We start from the raw sequence: 19,309 nt of genomic DNA, 5'->3' as shown, positions 1-19,309 counted from the left end.
TGCCGCTCGCTTCCCGCGCGGGAAGCGGCGAAACCTCGTTGCCTCGCAGGGCCGGCCGCCGTGTTTGCACGGCCGGCCGGCTGCAGGCTCAGAAGGAGCAGACCACGCCCAGACACCCCTTCGGGTCGCCGGCGGATCTGTTGCCGCCGCTGTCGAGCACGGTGCCCGGCGGTGCGAAGATGCCATACCGGGCGTTGTGGCTGGTGATGTTGTCGGCAAACAGGAGCGACGCGCCCGCGGGGACCGCGAGGTGCAGGCCGTCGGCGACTGGGTTGCCCAGGTGGTCGGTCAGCTGGCCGGCGTCGAACCCGTTGCCGACGAACCTGTTGGCCGTGACCTGTGGACACGTGGCGCACCCGGCGCCTGTCACCTCGAACGGTACGCCCGCTGCCTGGTTGTGCAAATAGATGTTGCCGCTGATGATCGTGCCGGCCAGCTGGTCGAGCAGGTTCGTCTGGACCAGCGGCCGACCCGGTTGCCGACGAACAGGTTGCCGATCGACCTGTTGCTGACCTTGACGGCGCGCCGCCCGGCCATCGTGATGCCGGCCCCCGTGCCCGATCCACGCAAGGTGTGCCCGCTCAGGTCGACGGTGATGCCGTCAGCGCCGATAATCAGTCCGTCACCGGTGCAGGTGAGGTCGTTGCGTAGCCTGGTGTCAACAGTGAGCGTAGATCGGGCGGTCATGCCTCACCGGCAGGACGCTGCCCTGCCCTCGCGACCAACTCGACACTGGAGACCCCGCCGACGGTGCGGGCCAGAACTCCGGCAACCGTCTTCTGGACCTCATCGTCGAACCGGCCGTGGATGACAGCCGCACCGTCGCAGACCGTGACGGTCCAGCAGCGCTGGCCACCGGCGTAGTCATCGAGTCGGCGCTGGACCTCCAGGCACACCACGTCATCGGTGCGCACCAGGCTCCGCAGGATGTCGCGGCGGCTGACCACACCCACCAGCTCCACCTCGTCGAGGACCGGCACGCACCGCACCTCGTAGTCCAGCATCACCTTCGCGACATCAGCCACGTCCGCGTCCGCAGCGACGACCACCACATCCTCGACCATGACATCAGCCACCACCCTCGGCCGAGTGTCTGGAACGCTGCGGTCAGGTGTCGCCGGCCGAGCAGAGCCAGCCGGCTGCCGCGCTGATCGTGGTCAGCTTGGGATAGTCGTCCTCGTCGATGCGGACTCCGGTGCGTCCGGTGAGCAGTTCGACGACGCGCAGGAAGTCCAGCGAGTCCAGCTCGAACGCCTCGCGCAGCTCGGCGTCCGGCGGCACGGCCGCCGGGTCGACGTCGGGTGCGACCTCGCGTAACGCCGCGTGGATCGCCTCGGTTGCCTCGTCGTGGTTCATAGCTCCTCCGGTTTCTGCATGAGCCGGGCGATGCGGTCGAGGAAGCGGGAGCCGACCGCACCGTCGGTGGCCCGATGGTCGGCGGCGAGCGTGACGCGCACGATGGGCCGGACGCCGATCAGCCCGTCGACCGCCCACGGCCGGTCGGCGATGCGCCCGAACCCCACGAGGGCGACCTGGGGCGGGTAGATGACCCCGAGGATGGACTCGCTGCCCTGCTCGCCGACGTTGGAGACGGTGATGGTCGGGTCGGCCATCTCCGAGCCGCGCAGCCGGCCGCCGCGGCTGCGGGTGACCAGGTCCCGCATCCGGTCCATGAGCGCGGCCAGGTCGAGCTGGTCGGCGTCGTGGATGGCGGGTGCGACGAGCCCGCCGCCACGCAGCGAGACCGCGACGCCGACGTGGACACCGCCGCCGGGCACGAACCCGTGCTCGCCCCAGAAGCCGTTGAGCTGCGGCACCTGACGCGCGGCGAGCGCGGACGCCTTGAGCAGCAGCGCCGCCGGCACGATCCGCCGGGTGACCGGCAGCCGGCGGTTGCACTCGCGCAGCCACGCCATGGCGGCGGCGAGGTCCACGCTCTCGGTCAGGTAGTAGTGCGGGATCTCGCGCTTGGACCTGGCCATGAGCGCGGCGATCGTCGTCCGCATGGCGGCGGTCCGGTCTGCCGCGGCGGCCGCCGCCACTGGTGCGCTCGGTGCACCCCGGGCAACGGTGTCCGCGGCGTGGCGGACCTGGCCGGCGTGCACGACGCCGTCCGCCGCGGTGGGCACGGAGGTGAGGTCCACCCGGAGTTCGCGGGCCAGGCGTCGCGCCAGCGGTGTGCTCCGCACCCGGGTGGGGGCGGTCGCCGCCCGCTCGACGTCGATGCGCATGATGCGGGCGCCGGGGCCGCTGCCGTGCAGGGCGGCGAGGTCGACGTGGCGGGCGGCAGCGAGCCGGCGTACCAGCGGCGACAGGACCGGGGACGGCTCGCCGCCGTCGCCCGTCGGCGGCGGCGCGGGCGCCCGCACAGCGGCCGGCGAGGCTGCGCCGGCAGGTGGTGCGGTGGGCGGTGGTGCGGCGTCGGCGATGGTGGCCAGCACGGTGCCGACCGGGACGCGGTCCCCCGGCTCGACGACGAGGTCCTGGACGACGCCGTCGGCGAAGCATTCGACGTCGATGGCGGCCTTGTCGGTGTCGACCACCGCGACGATGTCACCGTGGTGGACGGGGTCGCCGGGGTGCACGAGCCACTCCAGCAGCGTCCCGTCCGTCATGTCGGCGCCGAGCGACGGCATCCGGAACTCGCTCACGACGCACCGACCAGCTCCCCTGCGGCGCGGACGATCCCGGCCGGCTGTGGCAGGGCGGCGGCCTCGAGGTGCTGCGCGTACGGCAGCGGCACCTCCGCCGAGCAGACCCGGCCGACCGGCGCGTCGAGCTCGTAGAACGCCTGCTCCACGATGCGCGTGGTGATCTCGGCGGCGAGACTGCCGGAGCGCCAGCCCTCGTCGACGATCAGCGCGCGATGGGTACGGGCGACGGACTCCATCACGGTCACGTCGTCGATCGGTCGCAGCACCCGCAGGTCGATCACCTCGGCGTCGACGCCGCTGTCCGCCAGCTCCTCGGCGGCGGTCAGCGTCTTACCCAGCGTGCCGCCGTAGGTGACGATCGTGACGTCCCGGCCGGCCCGCCGGATCCGGGCGCGGTCCAGGTCGGTGGGGCCGGCGTCGTCGGGCAGGTCGCCGCTGGTGTTGTACAGCGAGCCGTGCTCGAAGACGAGCACCGGGTCCGGGTCCTGCAGGGCCGTCCACAGCATCCCGCGGGCGTCGGCGAGCGTCGCCGGCGCGGCGATGCGCAGCCCCGGAATGTGCGCGTACCAGCCTTCGAGACTGTGCGAGTGCTGCGCCGCCAGCTGCCGGCCGCCGCCGGTCGTCATCCGGATCACCAGCGGCACGCCGCACTGGCCGGCGGACATGTGCCGCAGCGTCGCCGCGTTGTTCATGATCTGGTCCAGGGCGAGCAGGCTGAAGTTGACGGTCATGATCTCCACGACGGGTCGCATGCCGTTCATGGCGGCACCGATGCCCGCGCCGACGAAGGCGGACTCCGACAGCGGTGTGTCGCGGATCCGTTCGGGACCGAACTCCTCCAGCAGCCCGAGGCTCACGCCGAACGCGCCGCCGTAGCGGCCCACGTCCTCGCCCATGAGGAAGACGCGCTCATCGCGCCGCAGCGCATCGCGCAGCGCCTCCCGCAGCGCCTCCCGGTAGGTGATCTCAGCCATGGCGGGTGCGCTGCTCGGCGAGGAGGAAGCGGGTGAGGTCGGCGACGTCCTCGACCGGCGCCGCGTCGGCTGCGGCGACGGCGGCGTCGATCTCCGCCGCGACCGCCGCCTCCATCGCCGCCACCGCGGCGGCGTCGACGGCCCCGCCGTCGGTCAGCTGCTTGAGGAGCCGGTCGATGGGGTCGCGCCGCTTCCAACGGGCGATCTCCGCCTTGTCGCGGTACCGGTCCGGGTCGTACATCGAGTGGGCCCGGAACCGGTACGTGCGCAGCTCCAGGAAGAACGGGCCGTGACCGCCGCGCACGGACGCGACGGCGTCGAGGGCGGCGGCCCGCACGGCGAGCACGTCCATGCCGTCCACGGCGGCGGACGGCATGCCGTACGAGCCGGCCCGCGCGGCCAGGTCGGTGACGGCGTGGGTGCGCTCCAGCGCGGTGCCCATGGCGTAACGGTTGTTCTCGCAGCAGAACAGGACGGGCAGCCGCCACAGCGCGGCCAGATTCATGCACTCGTGGAACTCGCCCTCCGCCACCGCGCCGTCACCGAAGAAGCACGCGGTCACCGCGGAACGCCCCCGCATCCGGTCGGCCAGTGCCAGGCCGACCGCGAGCGGCAGGCCACCGGCGACGATCGCGTTGCCGCCGTAGAAGCGCCGCCCGATGTCGAACAGGTGCATGGAGCCGCCCCGGCCGCGGCTGCAGCCGGTGACCCTGCCGAACATCTCGGCCGTGACCGCCTCGGCACTGACACCGCGCACGAGCGCGTGGCCGTGCTCGCGGTACGTGGACACGATGGCGTCATCCGCGGACAGCGCCCCGATCGCGCCGACCGCGACCGCCTCCTCACCGATGTACAGGTGCATGAACCCGCGGATCTTCGCCGCGCTGTACAGCTGCACGCACCGCTCCTCGAACCGGCGCACCCGGACCATCTGCCGGAGCAGCTCCACGCGCGGGTCGGCCGGGGCCGCCGGCCGGGTGGCCGACTGGACGACCGGCTGGGTTCCGGCAGTCATCGTGACACCTCCAACATGGACAGGTCGCCCTCCGGCAGGCCGAGCTCTCGGGCCTTGAGCAGCCGCCGCATCACCTTGCCGCTCCGCGTGTGCGGGAGGTGCTGGTCGAACGCGATCTCCTTCGGGGCGAGCGCGGCGAGCCGGCGCCTGCCGAGCGCGAGCAGCTCGAGCCGCAGCGCGTCGACCGGCTGATACCCCGGCTTCAACGACACGAACGCCTTGACGACCTCACCGGCCACGGCGTCGGGCTTGCCGATGACGCCGACCTCCGCCACCGCCGGATGCTCCATGAGGACGCTCTCGACCTCGAACGGGCCGATCAGGTGCCCGGCCGACTTGATGATGTCGTCTCCCCGGCCGACGAACCAGTAGTAGCCCTCCTCGTCACGTCTGGCCAGATCACCGCTGAGATACCACCCACCGGCAAACGCGGCGCGGTAGCGTTCCTCGTCGCCGAGGTAGCCGCGGAACATCGACGGCCAGCCGGGGCGCAGGGCAAGCTCGCCGACGGCACCCGGGGTTTCCAGGACGCGGACGGCGCCGTCGACGACCCGGGCCCGCCCGTCGTCGCCCCGCTCCAGCAGCGCCGCCTCGACGCCGGGTATCGGGCGGCCCATGGAGCCGGGTTTGACGTCCATGCCCGCGTAGTTGCTGATCATGATCGCGCCGGTCTCGGTCTGCCACCACGTGTCGTGCGCGGGCCGGCCGAACACCTCCCGCGTCCACAGCACCGTCTCCGGGTTGAGCGGCTCGCCGACCGCGGCGATGAACCGCAACGCCGACAGGTCGTGCCGGCGGGCCGGCTCCGCGCCGTGCCGCATGAGCATCCGCAGCGCCGTCGGCGCCGTGTACCAGTTCGTGACCCGGAGCCGCTGCAGCGTGTCGTACCAGCGGGGAGCGTCGAACTCGGCGGCGTCGACGACGACCGTGACGCCGTGCACCAGCGGCGCGACGATGCCGTACGAGGTGCCGGTCACCCAACCGGGGTCTGCGGTGCACCAGAACACGTCGTCGGGGTGCAGGTCGAGGGCGTACAGGGCGGTGGCGTAGTGCGCGACGACGGCCTCATGTACGTGGACCGCGCCCTTGGGGTGGCCGGTGGTGCCGCTGGTGAAGTGCAGCAACGCAATGTCGTCCGGGTCCGTCGGCGGCACCTCGAACGTGTCCGCCGCCGCGTCGACCGCGGCCGTGAACGACTCGGTGCCCTCCGGCGCGGGGCCGTCGCCGACGACCAGCACGTGACGCAGCTCCGGCAGGTCGGCACGGACCGGCGCCACCCGCCGCCGGTACAGCTCGGGCGTGGTCACCAGGACCTTGCCGCCGCCGCGATGCAGCCGCTCCCGGACCGGTTCGGGACCGAACGCAGGGAACAGCGGCGCGCACACGCTGGTGGCGCGCAGCGTGCCGAGCGCCGACACGTACAGCTCGGGGGTGCGGCCGAGCAGGGTGAACACGCGGTCACCACGGCCGATGCCGCGGGCGCGCAGCGCATTGGCGAAGCGGCTCGTGCGACGGGCCAGCTCCGCGTACGTGACGTCCTGCACGGCGCCGGAGCGGTCCACGCAGCGCAGTGCGACGGCACCGGCCCGCTCGCCGGTGGCGTGCCGGTCGACCGCCTCGTAGCCGATGTTGAGCCCCCGGCCACCGGGCAGGCCGGACAGCCACGACCGGGCGCGCTGCCAGGTGAAGTCGTGCCGGACCCAGGCGTAGTCGGCCAGGTTGGCTCGCTCGCGGTCGGCCGCCGTCTTCAGGATGCGTTCGCTCATCATCGGGGTGCCATCTCCGTTCGGGAGGAACGGCTGCGTCACGAATTGCTCGTCGTGTCCAGCGTCGCGCGGATCGTCCGGCACGCCCAGCGCCCTTGGTACGGCAGCGCCCAGGCCCGAGCCGCGCTTCGTTGGGCTCGAGGTCGTGCGGCGGCACGGAACCTGCAGCGCTGACGGTCGCCGCCGTCGCCGTCACCGCGGCACGGTGGAGGGATATGGTCGATGCCAGTGGCCGCACCGACCTGTGCGAGCTCCGGCGGTCGGCCGCCGGATCCGCGGCAGTCCGGCCCGCCGCTGTCACCTGGAGTTGGACCATGCAGATCGCAACCCCGATCTTCAGCGACCGGGTCGACGCGGGCCGCCAGCTGGGCCGCAAGTTGTCCCGGCTGCGCGGCCAGGACGTCGTGGTGCTGGGCCTGCCCCGCGGCGGCGTGCCCGTCGCCGCCCAGGTCGCAGACGAACTGCACGCCCCGCTGGACGTCATCGTCGTGCGCAAGCTCGGCGTGCCGTGGCAGCCCGAGCTCGGCATGGGCGCCATCAGCGAAGACGGCGTGCGCATCCTCAACCCGCGCATCCTCGGCCTTGTCCGTCGGCGTCGGGCATCCGGCGCCGTCCACTCGCCGGTAGGCGGCCGGCCCGGCCAGGCCGTCCCTCGAAGCCGATGTTCAAGCTTCGTCGCTCGGGCAGCCCGGCGAGCCACGACCGAGCTACTGGCCGCGTGAAGTCGTGCCGAACCCACGGGCGATCACTGAGGCTGGCGTTCGTCCGGTCTTCTGCGCTCTTCGCGATCGGTTCGTACGCCATCACTGTTCGCTTCCCCCGGAGGAACCGGCGAAACCTCGCGGGCTGGCTGCGGGGGAGCAGGGTTGAGTCAGCGTACGACTGCGACCGGGCAAGCTGCGCGGTGCAGGACTCGCCGGGTGACCGTGCCGAGCAGTTTGCTCGCTGCGGCCGACGTGCGAGCAGGCCGAAACGACGAGCATCGACGCGTCCTGGGAGGCCTGCGTGAGCGCCTCCGCGGGATCGCTGTGCAGTACCGCGCGCCGCCGCACCAGCACCTGTGGATACTTGTCGTTCCAACCGGCGAGCGCTTCTGCCAGCACCCGATCGGCCTCGTCTTGGCCGTCCGGCATCTGCCGGCGCAGCATGGGTTTCTCGTTGCGGCCGGTCTCACGACGCGCTGGAATTCCTCGCGAGCCTCAGGTTCGAAGAGAACGAGATCGAGTACCTCCGGCAGTCGGCCGTGCTCGGCGGGCGCGCACCGAGCCCGCCGACCGGCCGTCGAGCTCCGGGCGGCTCGCGGCCGCTGCGACACCGACCTGGCCTGGCCGCCTGCGACGGCTGGACTGGCCGACCGATCCCGTGCCCGAACGGCGGTGCACGTCATCAGGCCGTTGCGTACGCCCAGTGCGCGGCTGGCCGCTTGGCTTCGCTGACAGATTTCCAGAGCCTCAGTGTCGGGCCACAGCACCGGCGCGGTTGCGTGCTCGAGGAGTTGCTGGGTGACCGACCCGAGCCGCAGCTCGTCGGAGCCGCCCGTGCCGCGGGGGCCGAGCACGATCATGAGCGCGTCACGCGACTCGGCGAGCAGGACTGGCGCCGGAGGTCCGTGAAGACAGCGCAGGTCTACCCGGACCCGGGGGTGTTTGGCTCGCCAGGGCTGCACGTCCGCTGCCAGTGCCTGGTCCGCGAGGTCGGCGAACCGGGCCGGGCTCGAGGCGAAACCCCAGCGGCGCGGCGGTTCCTGCCAGGCTCGCAGCGCGATCAGGTCGACGTGACGTGATGCCGCTTCAGCGAAGGCCAGTTCGATGGCCAGCTGCGCGTTGTCCGAACTGTCGGTGCCACCAGCACCGGCAGGTGCTGCGGCAGCACGGCGGCCGGGTCGGCCCAGCGCTGCGCGTCGTGGACGACGAGCACTGGGCAGTGGGCGTGCACCGCCAGCTGTAGGCCTAGGGAATCCGCCGGCAGTGGCTCAACGCCACCCGGCCCGCGGCTGCCGACCACGACCAGGCTCGCGCGGCGGGACTGCTCGACGAGGATCTGGGCGGCCCCGCCCTGCCACGTGCTGGTGATGACGTGGAGGTTGGGCTGGAAGCCTTGGGCCGCGACGGCGGCCTGCGCGGCCAGTTGGTGGTCGTCGGGCGTCGGCTCGTGCTGACCCGAAGCACCCAGCGTGTGGGTGATCTGCAGCGGCCGCTGGAGGCGTACTGCCTCGTCGGCGGCCCAGCGAACGGCGCCCGTGCTAGCTGGGGAGCCGTCGATGCCGACGATCACCGGCGGGTCCAAGCTGGTCGTGTGGGTCTTGCGTGACGGCGTGCTTGCCGCTGATGCCCTTCGATGTTGGGCCGATCCAGTGACATCGTTCGGCATCCGCCACGGATCCAGTTGACCGGAGTGAAGCCGGAAGGTCTGTCGACGGCGAGTGACTGTCGGCAACCTCTCACTCGATGCCGGGATGGTGATTGTTCGGGGGACGTGCGACGGAGTGAGGGGCGACTGCGGGTCCCGTGGTGTGGTGGCGGAGTGTTTGCGAGGCATGGTCGAGGCATGGTTACGGTCAAGGAACCCCGTGAGCAGGTATTCAACGGCACGTTCGACGGCAACGACACCGCTGGCTGGTTCGCTGCCGGGACGGCGCTGGCAGCGGCCGACGGGAAGCTCAGGGTGCAGGTGCCGGGTGGCACGCAGCAGCGCTGGGACGTGCTCGTCGGTGAGAACGACATCCGGTTGAACGCCAGCACGCCGTACTCGGTCTCGTTCACCGCGTCGGCCAGCCGGCCGGTGACGATCAAGGCGCAGGTCCAGCTCGGCGACCCGCCGTACACGGCGACATGGTCACAGGACGTGCAGCTGACCATGAACCCGCAGCAGTACCACTACTCGTTCACCTCCAACCTCGACACCGACCGGGGCCAGGTCTCCTTCCAGATCGGCGGCTCCGGCGAGGCGTGGACGTTCACCCTCGACGACGTCTCGCTGGTCGGTGGCGAACCGTGGCCGTGGTACGTCCCTGAGACGGACCCGCCGGTGCGCGTCAACCAGGTCGGCTACCTACCGGACGGGCCGAAGCACGCGACCGCGGTGACCGACGCGCCCGACCCGCAGTCCTGGCAGGTCGTCTCCGGCGCGGGCGAGGTCGTGGCGTCCGGCCGGTCGACCCCACGCGGCGTCGACGCGTCGTCGGGGCAGAAGGTGCACACCATCGACTTCTCGACGGTGACCGCGCCCGGCACGGGTTACGTGCTGCGCGTCGGCGGGCAGCAGAGCTTCCCGTTCACGATCGCCGGCTCCATCTACGACAAGCTGTGCCGGGACGCGTTGCACTTCTTCTACGTGCAGCGCAGCGGCATCGCCATCGACGACGCGCTCGCGCCCGGCTACGCCCGGCCGGCCGGTCACGTCGGTGTGCCGCCCAACCAGGGCGACACCAGCGTGCCGTGCCAGCCCGGCACCGGCGACTACCGGCTCGACGTGCACGGCGGCTGGTACGACGCCGGCGACCACGGCAAGTACGTCGTCAACGGCGGCATCGCCACCGCTCAGCTGCTCGGCCTGTACGAGCGGGCCACGACCGCGCAGACCGGCAACCCGGACGCGCTCGGCGACGGCACCCTCGACATCCCGGAGCACGGCAACAAGGTCCCGGACGTCCTCGACGAAGCCCGCTGGGAGCTCGAGTTCATGCTGCGCATGCAGGTCCCGGACGGCAGACCGAACGCCGGCATGGCCCACCACAAGGTCCACGACCGCGGCTGGACGGACCTGCCCTGTCTGCCCGACCAGGACCCCAAGGTCCGCGAGCTGCATCCGCCGTCGACCGCGGCGACCCTCAACCTCGCAGCGGCCGCGGCCCAGGCCGCCCGGCTGTTCAAGCCCTTCGACGGCCCGTTCGCCGACCGCTGCCTGGCCGCGGCCCGCACCGCGTGGAAGGCCGCGCAGGATCATCCGGCGATGATCGCCAGGCCGGACGACAGCGACGGCGGCGGCGCCTACGATGACGACGACGTCCGCGACGAGTTCTACTGGGCCGCGGCCGAGCTGTTCATCACGACCGGCGAGCAGCCGTACCTCGACTACCTGCGCTCGTCGCCGTACTGGACCGGCGACGCCTTCCGCAACACCGGACCCGGCTGGAAGTTCGTCGCGCCGCTCGGCCGGATCGACCTGGCCACCGTCCCCAGCAAACTGGCCGGCAACGACCGCGACGCCGCCCGCTCCTCCGTGCGCGAGGCCGCCGACCACTACCTGCAGACCATCCGCGACCAGGCCTACGGCGTCCCGATCGGGGAGAACGACTACACGTGGGGCTCCACGAGCGTGATCCTCAACAAGCTCATGGTCATCGCCACCGCGTTCGACCTGACCGGCGACCAGCGCTACCGCGACGGCGTCCTCGAAGGCCTCGACTTCATCCTCGGCCGCAACGCCCTCAACAACTCCTACGTCACCGGCTACGGCAGCCGCTGCTCACACAACCAGCACAGCCGCATCTACGGCCACCAACTCGACCCCAGGCTGCCCCAGCCGCCATCGGGCGCGATCGCAGGCGGACCCAACCCCGGCCTGGAGGACCCGAAGGCGAAGAAGGTCCTGCTCCACACGCCCACCGCGGAACACCCCAAACCACAGTTCTGCTACCTCGACGACATCGACTCCTGGTCCACCAACGAGGTCGCGATCAACTGGAACTCCGCGCTGTCCTGGGTCGCATCCTTCGCCGCGGACCAACGCCCACACGACAACCACGACGGCCCGCTCCACATCGGCGACGTGACCGTCAGCCTGGGCGGTGACCATCAGGTCAACGTCGTGGTGCCGGTCGGCTGGTCCTTGCACGTCGAGTCGGCCCCGGCGGGGCGATGAAGGCCCCCGCCGGTACACCGCCGATGCGGGGGTGATCCGGGTGAACGACAAGGTGCAGCTGCCGGCGAGCTTTGTGAACCAGTCCGGCGACGACCTCGCCGGGCCTATCAGGCACGCACTGATCACGTTCAACCTACTCGAGGACAAGGGCGACGACGTCACCGTCTGGAAGACGCCGTTCGACAAACAGGCGATCACCGCGGGCGCCCTGGCCCTCAGCAAATGGACGGGCACGGCGATCGCCTCGGTCGGCGGCGTCGCCACCGTCCTCGCGACGATCGCGGCGTTCACCGCGACCGAGCGGATCGCCTACGCGGCCTCGGCAGTCGTCCTGCTGGTCGGCGTCGCGCTCGCACTGGCCCTGCTGGCGCGCGCCGACGTCACAGCCCGCGCCACCGCGACAGCGGCGATGTACCAGGCACGCGCCCAGGTCGCGGCAAGCTTCCTCACCACCACCGGCGCCGTCCTCGGGCCGGAGCCGCAGTACTGGGCCAAGTCCAACAAGGACAACCATTGGCATCCGATCAGCGAGTTCAAGCAACAGGGCCGCGACATCATCGCGGTGCGACCGGACGGCTCCTCCCTGCACATCGCCGACATCGACGACCTGGAGATCTCCCACGTGCACTCGGTGCGCTGACAGTGAGGTCCGGTCCACCGCCCAGCCTTGCGTCCAGGCGGAGGATTGGGCCGCGTGGCGGCCGTTTGCGCGAGTTCAGGACGAACTACGGAACCTGCGTCGACTTGGCGGCGCAGTGACCGCGTAACCGCCCAGGTGACGTACCGGCGGACGACCAGCCGTGCCGGCGCGGGCACCTGCTCGAGGATCTGAACGACTCTGGCGTGGTAGCCACCAGGGTCGGTGCCCGCTCCGGCGGGCGGCCCACGGCCAGCCGGCATTCAGCGCATCGGCCAGCGCGTAGCTGTCGGGTGAACTGGCCACAGGTGGTGCGTTCGTACGCGCCAAGGATCGAGACAGCGGTCAGGGCCAGGAAGTACCGCTGGTCGCCCGGAGCGGTGGGCAGCACCCGGCGCAGCAGGGCCGGCGCGGCGGCGGCCAGCGCGCCGAGGCTGCCGGCCGCCGCGGCCACGGCGTTGTAGCGGCCCAGCCCGGTGACGAGGGGCTTCTGGCCGGGTACGGCGGTGGCGAGCATCGCCTGTTCCATGGTGGTGAACGGGCCGGACTCGACGACCTCGGTGGACAGCACCCCGAGCAGGGCGACCGCGGCCAGCAGCGGCCAGCAGCGGCCACCAGGGGGTGGATGCGTAGGCCACGCCGGTGGCGGTGAGCATGATGTAGAGGGTGAGGTAGGTGCAGGCGGCGGCCGACCCGGTCGGCCAGGACGCCGACGGTCAGGCTGGCCAGCACGGTGCCGGCCACGACGCAGGCCAGGACCAGGCCCACCTCGGTCGGGCTCAGCCCGGTGGCGGCGAGGGTGGCGCCCAGCAGCACCGCGGCCAGGCCGTAGCCGAACGCCCGGCCGGCCTGGGCGGTCAGGATCCACCGGGAGTCCGCTGTGTTCACCGGGGTTCCAGGTGTTCACCAGGGCCAGTGCAGGGCGAGGCCGGCGGCGGCGCTGAGCCCGACCAGGATCGGTTCTTTGATCTTCCACTTCAGCAGCAGGACGAGCGCGACCACCGCGATGATGGCGGCGGGCCAGTCGGCTCGATCCTGTCGGGACCGGTCGGTGCCCGGGGCGGTGGGAGGGTCGGCAGCGGTGTCGGCGTCGGGTTTGGGCCGGGGGAGTGGCCTGGGGATCAGCGCGCCGATGAGCTGCTCGACGGCCGGTCCGCTGCGTCTCATGGCGGTCATCGTGACCGCGCCGCGATCGAGGGACGTGTGCCACAAATGGGCTGGTCACCCGATCGAGTGACCGAGCACGCGACAGCACACCAACACCGTGGGCGGCCGGGCCCTGACTCGATGTTGGTGTAATCCCATACGAACTGGTGTCGAAGGGGGATGCATGCGTTTGACCGCATCGACGAAGAGCCGCTTCTTCAAGTGGCTAAGCCCCGCGTAGGTGTCAGCCACACGGGCAACTCCGACAGCCCGCGGTGGGGCCGCCGCCGTACGTCGCGCCCTGTGGTGCCGGAGGCTGATCTACAGATATCGTATTCCGATATCGGCTATCGTTAGCCAAAGGTCGCCTGTAGGAGTTGGTGAGCGGTGAGCGGGGCGTCAGCGGTCATGGACGGGCGGCTTCGCCGGCAGCTGGGGCTGTTCGATGCGGTGACGATCGGGCTGGGTTCGATGATCGGGGCCGGGATCTTCGCCGTGCTCGCGCCAGCGGCCGCCGCGGCCGGGTCCGGGCTGCTGGTCGGCCTGGCGGTGGCGGCCGTGGTCGCCTACTGCAACGCCACCTCCTCAGCGCGGCTCGCCGCCCTCTATCCGGCGTCTGGGGGCACATACGTCTACGGTCGTGAACGTCTCGGCGAGTTCTGGGGCTATCTGGCCGGGTGGGGTTTCGTGGTCGGCAAGACGGCGTCGTGCGCGGCGATGGCGCTCACCGTGGGGGTGTATGTCTGGCCGCAGCACGCGCACGCCGTCGCGGTCGCCGCGGTGGTGACGCTGACCGCCGTCAACTACGTCGGGGTGCAGAAGTCCGCCTGGCTGACCCGGGCCATCGTGGCGGTCGTGCTGGTCGTGCTCGCCGGTGTGGTCGTCGTCTGCGGCACCGCGGACACGGCGGATGCGGGCCTGGTGTTCGTCGGACGCGGCGTCACGGCCGGCGGCGTGTTGCAGGCTGCCGCGCTGCTGTTCTTCGCCTTCGCCGGCTACGCGCGCATCGCCACGCTCGGTGAGGAGGTCCGCGACCCGGCCCGCACCATTCCCAGGGCGATCCCGCTCGCGCTCGGCATCGCCCTGGGCGTCTACGCGTTCGTCTCGGTCGCGGTCTTGGCGGTCCTCGGCGGCCATCTCGCCGGCACCACCGCGCCCCTGACCGACGCGGTCCGCGCCGCCGGATGGACGTCGTTGGTGCCGGTGGTGCGCGTGGGCGCCGCGGTCGCCGCGCTGGGCTCGCTGCTCGCGCTGATCCTCGGCGTGTCCCGCACCAGCTTCGCGATGGCCCGCGACCGGCACCTACCCCGCGCCCTGGCTGCCGTGCACCCCCGGTTCGGGGTGCCGCACCGCGCTGAACTGGCCGTCGGTGCGGTGGTGGCCGTCGTGGCGGCCACCGCGGACGTGCGTGCTGCCATCGGCTTCTCGTCGTTCGCCGTGCTGGTGTACTACGCCGTCGCCAATGCCAGTGCGTGGACGTTGCGCCCAGGCGAGGGCCGCCCACCACGGCTCATCCCGGTGCTCGGCATCGTCGGCTGCCTGGCCCTGGCCTTCGCGTTGCCGCTGCAATCCGTGCTCGCCGGTGCAGGGGTCGTGACCTTCGGCGCCATCGCCTACGGCGTCCGCCGCCTCCGTACCCCCGGCACCGACCGCACCAACGAGCTTCCGCACGCTTGAGGAGCCCGTCCACCCCCGGCCCAGCCAGCTGCAAGACCAAGGCCCGTCGCTGCCTGCAGGCGCCCCAGGGACCGGGTCAGGTGCCAGCGTCCCCGAGGACCTCGCGGGCCAATTCGGCCAGTGCGCGCCTGTCCTCCTCGAGGGCGAGACGGCCCGCTTCGGTCGCCCGATACACCCGCCGGACGCGACCCTCGACAACCTGCTGCTCAGAGACCAGCAGTCCGTCCGTCTCCAGCCGGTGCAGCGTCGGATACAGCGTTCCCGGGCTGATCTGGTAGCCGTGCTCAGCCAACTCGGCCGTCATCCACGCGCCGTGAATCTCTCCGATGGCGGCGTGGTGCAGGATGTGCAGTCGCACCGCACCCCGCTGAAACTCCCGCACGCACCCACCGCCTCACACAATGACGAACCCGATATCGGGCCCCGATTCTATGCCGGTGCAACCCAGCTGACGACGCTGCCTGTCGACCCTCACGTGTCCACCGCGACGTGTGCGGACTACCGAGGTCAGGCCGGTCGCCGGATCTGCACGCAGTCCGATGGCTCCGGCCCGGCGGGCTCGCGCGAATGCAGAGGCGGGGTGAGGAGGGCGAGGCCGGGGAAGCTGGCGCACCTACGCGGTCCGGAGCCGTCCGGTTTGTGGTATCCCGCGTTCACGCCATGTCGGGCGGGGCGGCGACGAGGATCGGAAGTGGGTCAGCTGTCGGGGTCGAAGGCGCCGTCGAACTCGAAGGCCGGGTTGGGCACGTCGTTGCCGTGGGTGTCGGTGATGGTGGCCGGTCCGACGAGTTTGGATGGGCCGCCGGCGACGTAGGTGGCGTCCGCGTTGGCCGTGACCTCGAACTTGCCTTCCTGGTGCTGGCCGGTGTCGTCGGTGAAGGCGATCATGCAGATCCAGTTGGCGCCGGGTCCGGAGTCGGGCACCTTCGGGCCGCCGCGGTCGCAGGCGGCGTGCGCGTCGATGGCAGCGGCGGTGACGGTCCTGCCGAGGATGGCTGAGCGCTGGACGTAGAGGTTGGCGAACGTCGGGCCGATCGCTCGTTCCAGGCGGGCGCTGGTGATGTCCTCGCCGCCGCGGCCTGCGGTGGCGGCGAACACGGCGGCGACGGCGAGGACCGCGGCGGCCGGGGCGGTGACGTGGGAGCGGATGCGGGTCATGGCGGTCAGCCTCCGGTGATGTCGCGGCGGCGCAGCGCCAGGTAGCCGATGAGCAGGCACACGGCGGTCCAGCCGGCGGCGACCGCGGCGGCCTGGACGATCGGGCCGGTGAAGCGCTGCGCGGTGAACAGGCCGTGCCAGGCCTCGAAGCCGGTGGTGAGCAGCAGTCGCCGGGCGAGGTCGAGGCCGCCGAGGGTGGACAGCAGCTGCATGGCGAAGCCGAGCACGACCGGGGCGGTGACCCCGGCGGTGGGGTTGCGCGTCAGTACGGACAGCAGCAGCGCCAGCGCGGTGAAGCCGAGCATGGGCGCGATCGCGGTGGCCCAGGCGGCGGCGACCAGCGGCAGCGCGGTCCCGGCCGGGATGAGCTGCCCGGACAGGCCAGGCAGCGGCTGCCGGCCGACGATGAGCACGCCGGAGACGATCGTGCTGGCCGCGAGGGCCAGTAGGGCGACGAGGTTGAACAGCACGGCGGTGAGGGCTTTGGCGGCGTAGAGCTGGCCGCGACCGGCCGAGCGGGTCAGGATCGTCTTCCAGGTGCCGTGGCCGTCCTCGCCGGCGAAGATGTCCCCGGCGACGAGCGCGGCGAGCAGTGGGAACAGCCACTGGTGGGCGAAGGCGAGGATGAGCAGGGCGTCGGCGAAGCCGCTGGCGTGGATGTGCCGGCCGTAGATGGTGTCCGACGGCGGCTGCTGCCCGGTGAACACCGCGACGATGAGCGGCGGGACGATCAGGCAGCCGAGGAGCAGGTAGCGAGCCCGGGCCTGGGCGGCGACCTTGGTGAGCTCCCAGCGCAGCACGGTGAGCGTGGCCGGCCGGCGCGTCAGCGCGACGCCGCCGGCGCCGGTGGTGGTGGAAGTGGTGCTGGTGGTGGCGGCGTGCGTCATCGGTGGGCTCCGGTCGGGACGGCGGCGCGGCGCAGGTCGGCGGTGGGCGCGTCGGGTGCGGTCTCGGTGAGCATGAAGAACAGGGCCTCCAGCGGTGTTTCGGACAGGGTCAGGCCGCGCAGCCCGATGCCGGCGCCGACGATGGCGGCGATGAGCGCGTCGAGGTCGGTTTCGTCGCCGCGGACCGCGAGGCCGCCGCCGTCGGCCGAGTCGACCGTCAGGCCGTGCGTGGCTGCGAGCGCGGCGGCGCGCGGATCGTCGGTGGTGGCGAGGCGGTGCGCCTGGGCGGGCGCCCGTCCGCGGAGGGTCGCGATGGAGCCGTGGTAGACGACCTGACCGGTGCGCATGATGGTGACGTCGTCGCAGATCTGTTCGACCTCGGCCATGTCGTGGCTGGACAGCAGCACGGTCAGGCCGCTGCCCGCGAGGCGTTTCACGAGGGCGCGCATGTCGCGGATGCCTGCCGGGTCGAGACCGTTGGCGGGCTCGTCGAGGACCAGCAGCCGCGGGTCGCGCAGCAGCGCGGCGGCCACGCCGAGGCGCTGGCGCATGCCGAAGGAGTAGCCGCGGACCTTCTCCCGGTCCCGGCCGGCCAGGTCGACCAGGTCGAGGACCTCGTCCACGCGCCGGGTGGCGGTCGGGGTGTCGAGGCCGTCGAGGCCGGCGAGGAGCCGCAGGTTGCGCCGCCCGGACAGGCCCGGGTAGAACCGGGGGCTCTCGATGAAGCCGGCGACGCCGTCGAGGGTGCGCACGCCGTCGCGGGGCCAGGACCGGCCGAACACCTCGAGGGTGCCGCCGTCGGGGCGGATCAGCCCGAACAGCATGCGCAGCAGCGTGGTCTTGCCCGCGCCGTTGGGGCCGAGGAGGCCGTACACCTCGCCCTGGGCGACCTGCAGGCTGATGCGGTCGACCGCCGTCAGCGCCCCGAACGTCTTCGTGAGGTCGACGGCGTCGACCGCCAGCACATCGTTCATGCCCGCCGACGCTAGCGACGCCAGATGAAACAGACATGAAGCCCGCCGGGGCCGTGATGAACTGGGCGGCATGCGCGTACTGGTGGTGGAGGACGAGCGGCGCCTTGCGCAGCTCGTCTCGCGCGGCCTGGCCGAGGCCGGTCACGAGACCGAGACCCGGCACACGGGCCCGGACGGGCTGCTCGCCGCGGCCACCGGCCGTTTCGACGCCGTCGTGCTCGACGTGATGCTGCCGGGCCTTGACGGCGTCACCGTCTGCCGGCGGCTGCGGCAGTCCGGACACCGGGTGCCGGTGCTCCTGCTGACCGCCCGCGGTGAGGTCCCCGACCGTGTCACCGGGCTCGACGCCGGCGCCGACGACTACCTCACCAAACCGTTCTCCTTCGACGAGCTCCTCGCCCGGCTGCGGGCCCTGCACCGCCGCACCGCCGAGGCCGCCGCCGCTGCGCTGACCGCCGGTGACCTGACGCTCGACCCGGCCGCCCGGCGGGTCACCCGCAACGGCGCCGAGGTCGAGGTGTCGGCCCGGGAGTTCGACATCCTCGCCCTGCTCATGGCGCGGGCCGGGCAGTGCGTCACCCGGTACCAGATCCTCGACGAGGTGTGGGACGGCGAGACCGACCTGCGCTCCAACGTCATCGACGTGTACATCGCGAACCTGCGCGGCAAGGTCGACAAGCCGTTCGGCCGGCACGCCATCGAGACCCTGCGCGGCGCCGGCTACCGGCTGCGTCCCGACGGTGGCTGACACTCCCCGGCGCACGTCTCGGTGGCGGCGCCTTCCGGTCCGGGTCAGGCTCATCACCGGGTTCGCGGCCGCGATGCTGGTCGTGCTCACCGGCGCCGGCGCGTTCGTGTACGTGCGGGTGCAGTTCGCCCTCGACCGGGGCCTCGACGCCGACCTCGCGGCACAGTCCACGGCGGTGACCGCCGCCCTGCACGACGGCACGCTCGGACCACGCAACCCTGCCGTCGTCTCCGGCGGCCTCTACCAGATCCTCGACCCGACCGGTGCGATCCTGCAGGCCAGCCCGGGCCTCACCGGCCGCCCGCTGCTCACGGCCGGCCAGGTGGCGGCCGCCCGGCGCACGACGGTCCGCACCGACCGGGGCACCTTGCTGCCGATGAGCGCCGAACCGCTGCGCGTGCTCGCGACGCCGCTGTCCCCGGACGCGGCGCCCGCCGCCGGGCGACCGGCGATCATGGTCGTCGCGGTGCGCCGTGACCAGCGCGACGAGGCCCTGCGGGAACTCATCGCGCAGCTCACCCTGGCGAACCTCGCGGCGCTCGCGGTCGCGTCCCTGGTCGGCTACCGCCTGGCCCGGGCCGCGCTCGACCCGGTCGAGCGCTACCGGGTGCAGGCCGCCCGCATCGCCGGCGGTGCCACCGGCGTCCGGCTCGACGTGCCGGCGGGTGACGACGAACTGACCCGCCTCGGCGGCACGCTCAACGACATGCTCGCCGCTCTGGACACTGCGCTGCAGCGGGAGCGGCGGTTCGTCAGCGACGCCAGCCACGAGCTGCGCACGCCGCTCACCCTGCTCGCCGCGGAGCTCGA

General features: G+C 72.1%; 22 protein-coding genes and 1 pseudogene. 6 read left to right on the top strand and 17 right to left on the bottom strand.

What is annotated here, in order from left to right; genetic code table 11:
- Positions 1-88: 88 nt before the first annotated feature.
- From ABZS58_RS26020 to acsA, 8 genes are read right to left on the bottom strand one after another with little or no spacing between them, the layout of a single operon-like run.
- Positions 89-370 carry a hypothetical protein gene (locus tag ABZS58_RS26020; protein WP_354785708.1) on the bottom strand — a complete coding sequence of 94 codons (282 nt, stop codon included), beginning with the start codon at positions 368-370 and terminating at the stop codon, positions 89-91.
- The gene (locus tag ABZS58_RS26015; protein WP_354785706.1) at positions 367-687 is read right to left on the bottom strand and encodes a hypothetical protein; all 321 of its coding nucleotides are present in this window, start codon (positions 685-687) and stop codon (positions 367-369) included. Before ABZS58_RS26015 ends, ABZS58_RS26020 begins: the two co-directional genes overlap by 4 nt.
- Positions 684-1,064, bottom strand: a complete 381-nt coding sequence (locus ABZS58_RS26010) for a CBS domain-containing protein (protein WP_354785704.1) — start codon at positions 1,062-1,064, stop codon at positions 684-686. Before ABZS58_RS26010 ends, ABZS58_RS26015 begins: the two co-directional genes overlap by 4 nt.
- A gap of 43 nt (positions 1,065-1,107) precedes the next feature.
- On the bottom strand, positions 1,108-1,356 hold the full coding sequence (locus ABZS58_RS26005) for an acyl carrier protein (RefSeq protein WP_354785702.1): 249 nt from the start codon (positions 1,354-1,356) through the stop codon (positions 1,108-1,110).
- Positions 1,353-2,651, bottom strand: a complete 1,299-nt coding sequence (locus ABZS58_RS26000; protein WP_354785700.1) for a dihydrolipoamide acetyltransferase family protein — start codon at positions 2,649-2,651, stop codon at positions 1,353-1,355. The genes ABZS58_RS26005 and ABZS58_RS26000 overlap by 4 nt, the downstream gene beginning before the upstream one ends.
- Complete coding sequence (locus ABZS58_RS25995) at positions 2,648-3,628, bottom strand: alpha-ketoacid dehydrogenase subunit beta (RefSeq protein ID WP_354785698.1); 981 nt, start codon at positions 3,626-3,628, stop codon at positions 2,648-2,650. Before ABZS58_RS25995 ends, ABZS58_RS26000 begins: the two co-directional genes overlap by 4 nt.
- Entirely contained in the window at positions 3,621-4,643 is a 1,023-nt protein-coding gene (gene pdhA / locus ABZS58_RS25990) for a pyruvate dehydrogenase (acetyl-transferring) E1 component subunit alpha (RefSeq protein WP_354785696.1), read from the bottom strand. Before pdhA ends, ABZS58_RS25995 begins: the two co-directional genes overlap by 8 nt.
- Entirely contained in the window at positions 4,640-6,451 is a 1,812-nt protein-coding gene (gene acsA, locus ABZS58_RS25985; protein ID WP_354785694.1) for an acetate--CoA ligase, read from the bottom strand. The genes pdhA and acsA overlap by 4 nt, the downstream gene beginning before the upstream one ends.
- Positions 6,452-6,723: 272 nt before the next feature.
- Here acsA and ABZS58_RS25980 point away from each other — a divergent pair, with 272 nt between their 5' ends.
- The gene (locus ABZS58_RS25980; RefSeq protein WP_354785692.1) at positions 6,724-7,131 is read left to right on the top strand and encodes a phosphoribosyltransferase family protein; all 408 of its coding nucleotides are present in this window, start codon (positions 6,724-6,726) and stop codon (positions 7,129-7,131) included.
- Positions 7,132-7,212: 81 nt separating this feature from the next.
- Here the strand turns inward: ABZS58_RS25980 and ABZS58_RS25975 are convergent, their stop codons facing one another.
- The 3 genes and pseudogenes from ABZS58_RS25975 to ABZS58_RS25965 all read right to left on the bottom strand — a co-directional run bounded on the left by ABZS58_RS25975 (position 7,213) and on the right by ABZS58_RS25965 (position 8,683).
- Positions 7,213-7,557, bottom strand: coding sequence for a hypothetical protein (locus ABZS58_RS25975; protein ID WP_354785690.1), 345 nt, complete (start codon positions 7,555-7,557; stop codon positions 7,213-7,215).
- A gap of 377 nt (positions 7,558-7,934) precedes the next feature.
- A pseudogene (locus tag ABZS58_RS25970) lies at positions 7,935-8,213 on the bottom strand (universal stress protein); the annotation flags it as partial.
- The gene (locus ABZS58_RS25965; protein ID WP_354785688.1) at positions 8,174-8,683 is read right to left on the bottom strand and encodes a universal stress protein; all 510 of its coding nucleotides are present in this window, start codon (positions 8,681-8,683) and stop codon (positions 8,174-8,176) included. The gene ABZS58_RS25965 and the pseudogene ABZS58_RS25970, both read right to left, overlap by 40 nt.
- Positions 8,684-8,956: 273 nt before the next feature.
- Here ABZS58_RS25965 and ABZS58_RS25960 point away from each other — a divergent pair, with 273 nt between their 5' ends.
- Together ABZS58_RS25960 and ABZS58_RS25955 are read left to right on the top strand one after the other, a co-directional pair.
- Positions 8,957-11,272 carry a glycoside hydrolase family 9 protein gene (locus ABZS58_RS25960; RefSeq protein WP_354785687.1) on the top strand — a complete coding sequence of 772 codons (2,316 nt, stop codon included), beginning with the start codon at positions 8,957-8,959 and terminating at the stop codon, positions 11,270-11,272.
- Positions 11,273-11,312: 40 nt separating this feature from the next.
- The gene (locus tag ABZS58_RS25955) at positions 11,313-11,912 is read left to right on the top strand and encodes a hypothetical protein (RefSeq protein ID WP_354785685.1); all 600 of its coding nucleotides are present in this window, start codon (positions 11,313-11,315) and stop codon (positions 11,910-11,912) included.
- A gap of 85 nt (positions 11,913-11,997) precedes the next feature.
- Here ABZS58_RS25955 and ABZS58_RS25950 read toward each other — a convergent pair whose 3' ends face one another.
- Positions 11,998-12,480 (bottom strand): hypothetical protein, encoded by a 483-nt coding sequence (locus ABZS58_RS25950; protein WP_354785683.1) that lies wholly within the window; start codon positions 12,478-12,480, stop codon positions 11,998-12,000.
- A gap of 332 nt (positions 12,481-12,812) precedes the next feature.
- Entirely contained in the window at positions 12,813-13,076 is a 264-nt protein-coding gene (locus ABZS58_RS25945) for a hypothetical protein (protein WP_354785681.1), read from the bottom strand.
- 387 nt (positions 13,077-13,463) lie between these two features.
- Here ABZS58_RS25945 and ABZS58_RS25940 point away from each other — a divergent pair, with 387 nt between their 5' ends.
- Positions 13,464-14,732: an APC family permease gene (locus ABZS58_RS25940; protein ID WP_354785902.1), complete on the top strand. Its 1,269-nt coding sequence runs from the start codon at positions 13,464-13,466 to the stop codon at positions 14,730-14,732.
- 76 nt (positions 14,733-14,808) lie between these two features.
- On the opposite strand, the gene ABZS58_RS25935 is transcribed toward ABZS58_RS25940, so the two are convergent.
- The 4 genes from ABZS58_RS25935 to ABZS58_RS25920 form a co-directional block, all read right to left on the bottom strand.
- Complete coding sequence (locus ABZS58_RS25935; protein ID WP_354785679.1) at positions 14,809-15,114, bottom strand: PadR family transcriptional regulator; 306 nt, start codon at positions 15,112-15,114, stop codon at positions 14,809-14,811.
- 314 nt (positions 15,115-15,428) lie between these two features.
- Positions 15,429-15,890 carry a hypothetical protein gene (locus tag ABZS58_RS25930; RefSeq protein WP_354785677.1) on the bottom strand — a complete coding sequence of 154 codons (462 nt, stop codon included), beginning with the start codon at positions 15,888-15,890 and terminating at the stop codon, positions 15,429-15,431.
- A 5-nt stretch (positions 15,891-15,895) separates the two neighbouring features.
- On the bottom strand, positions 15,896-16,777 hold the full coding sequence (locus ABZS58_RS25925) for an ABC transporter permease (RefSeq protein WP_354785675.1): 882 nt from the start codon (positions 16,775-16,777) through the stop codon (positions 15,896-15,898).
- Positions 16,774-17,751 (bottom strand): ABC transporter ATP-binding protein, encoded by a 978-nt coding sequence (locus ABZS58_RS25920; RefSeq protein WP_354785673.1) that lies wholly within the window; start codon positions 17,749-17,751, stop codon positions 16,774-16,776. Before ABZS58_RS25920 ends, ABZS58_RS25925 begins: the two co-directional genes overlap by 4 nt.
- A gap of 70 nt (positions 17,752-17,821) precedes the next feature.
- Here ABZS58_RS25920 and ABZS58_RS25915 point away from each other — a divergent pair, with 70 nt between their 5' ends.
- A complete protein-coding gene (locus ABZS58_RS25915) occupies positions 17,822-18,499 on the top strand; it encodes a response regulator transcription factor (protein WP_354785671.1) in 678 nt (225 codons plus the stop codon).
- Positions 18,492-19,309: HAMP domain-containing protein (locus ABZS58_RS25910; RefSeq protein WP_354785669.1), on the top strand; the 818-nt coding region annotated here is incomplete at its 3' end. The genes ABZS58_RS25915 and ABZS58_RS25910, both read left to right, overlap by 8 nt.

It is taken from the genome of Dactylosporangium sp. NPDC005555, from assembly GCF_040605635.1.
Classification (GTDB): Bacteria; Actinomycetota; Actinomycetes; order Mycobacteriales; family Micromonosporaceae; genus Dactylosporangium.
This window is presented reverse-complemented; position numbering and strand designations above follow the sequence as displayed.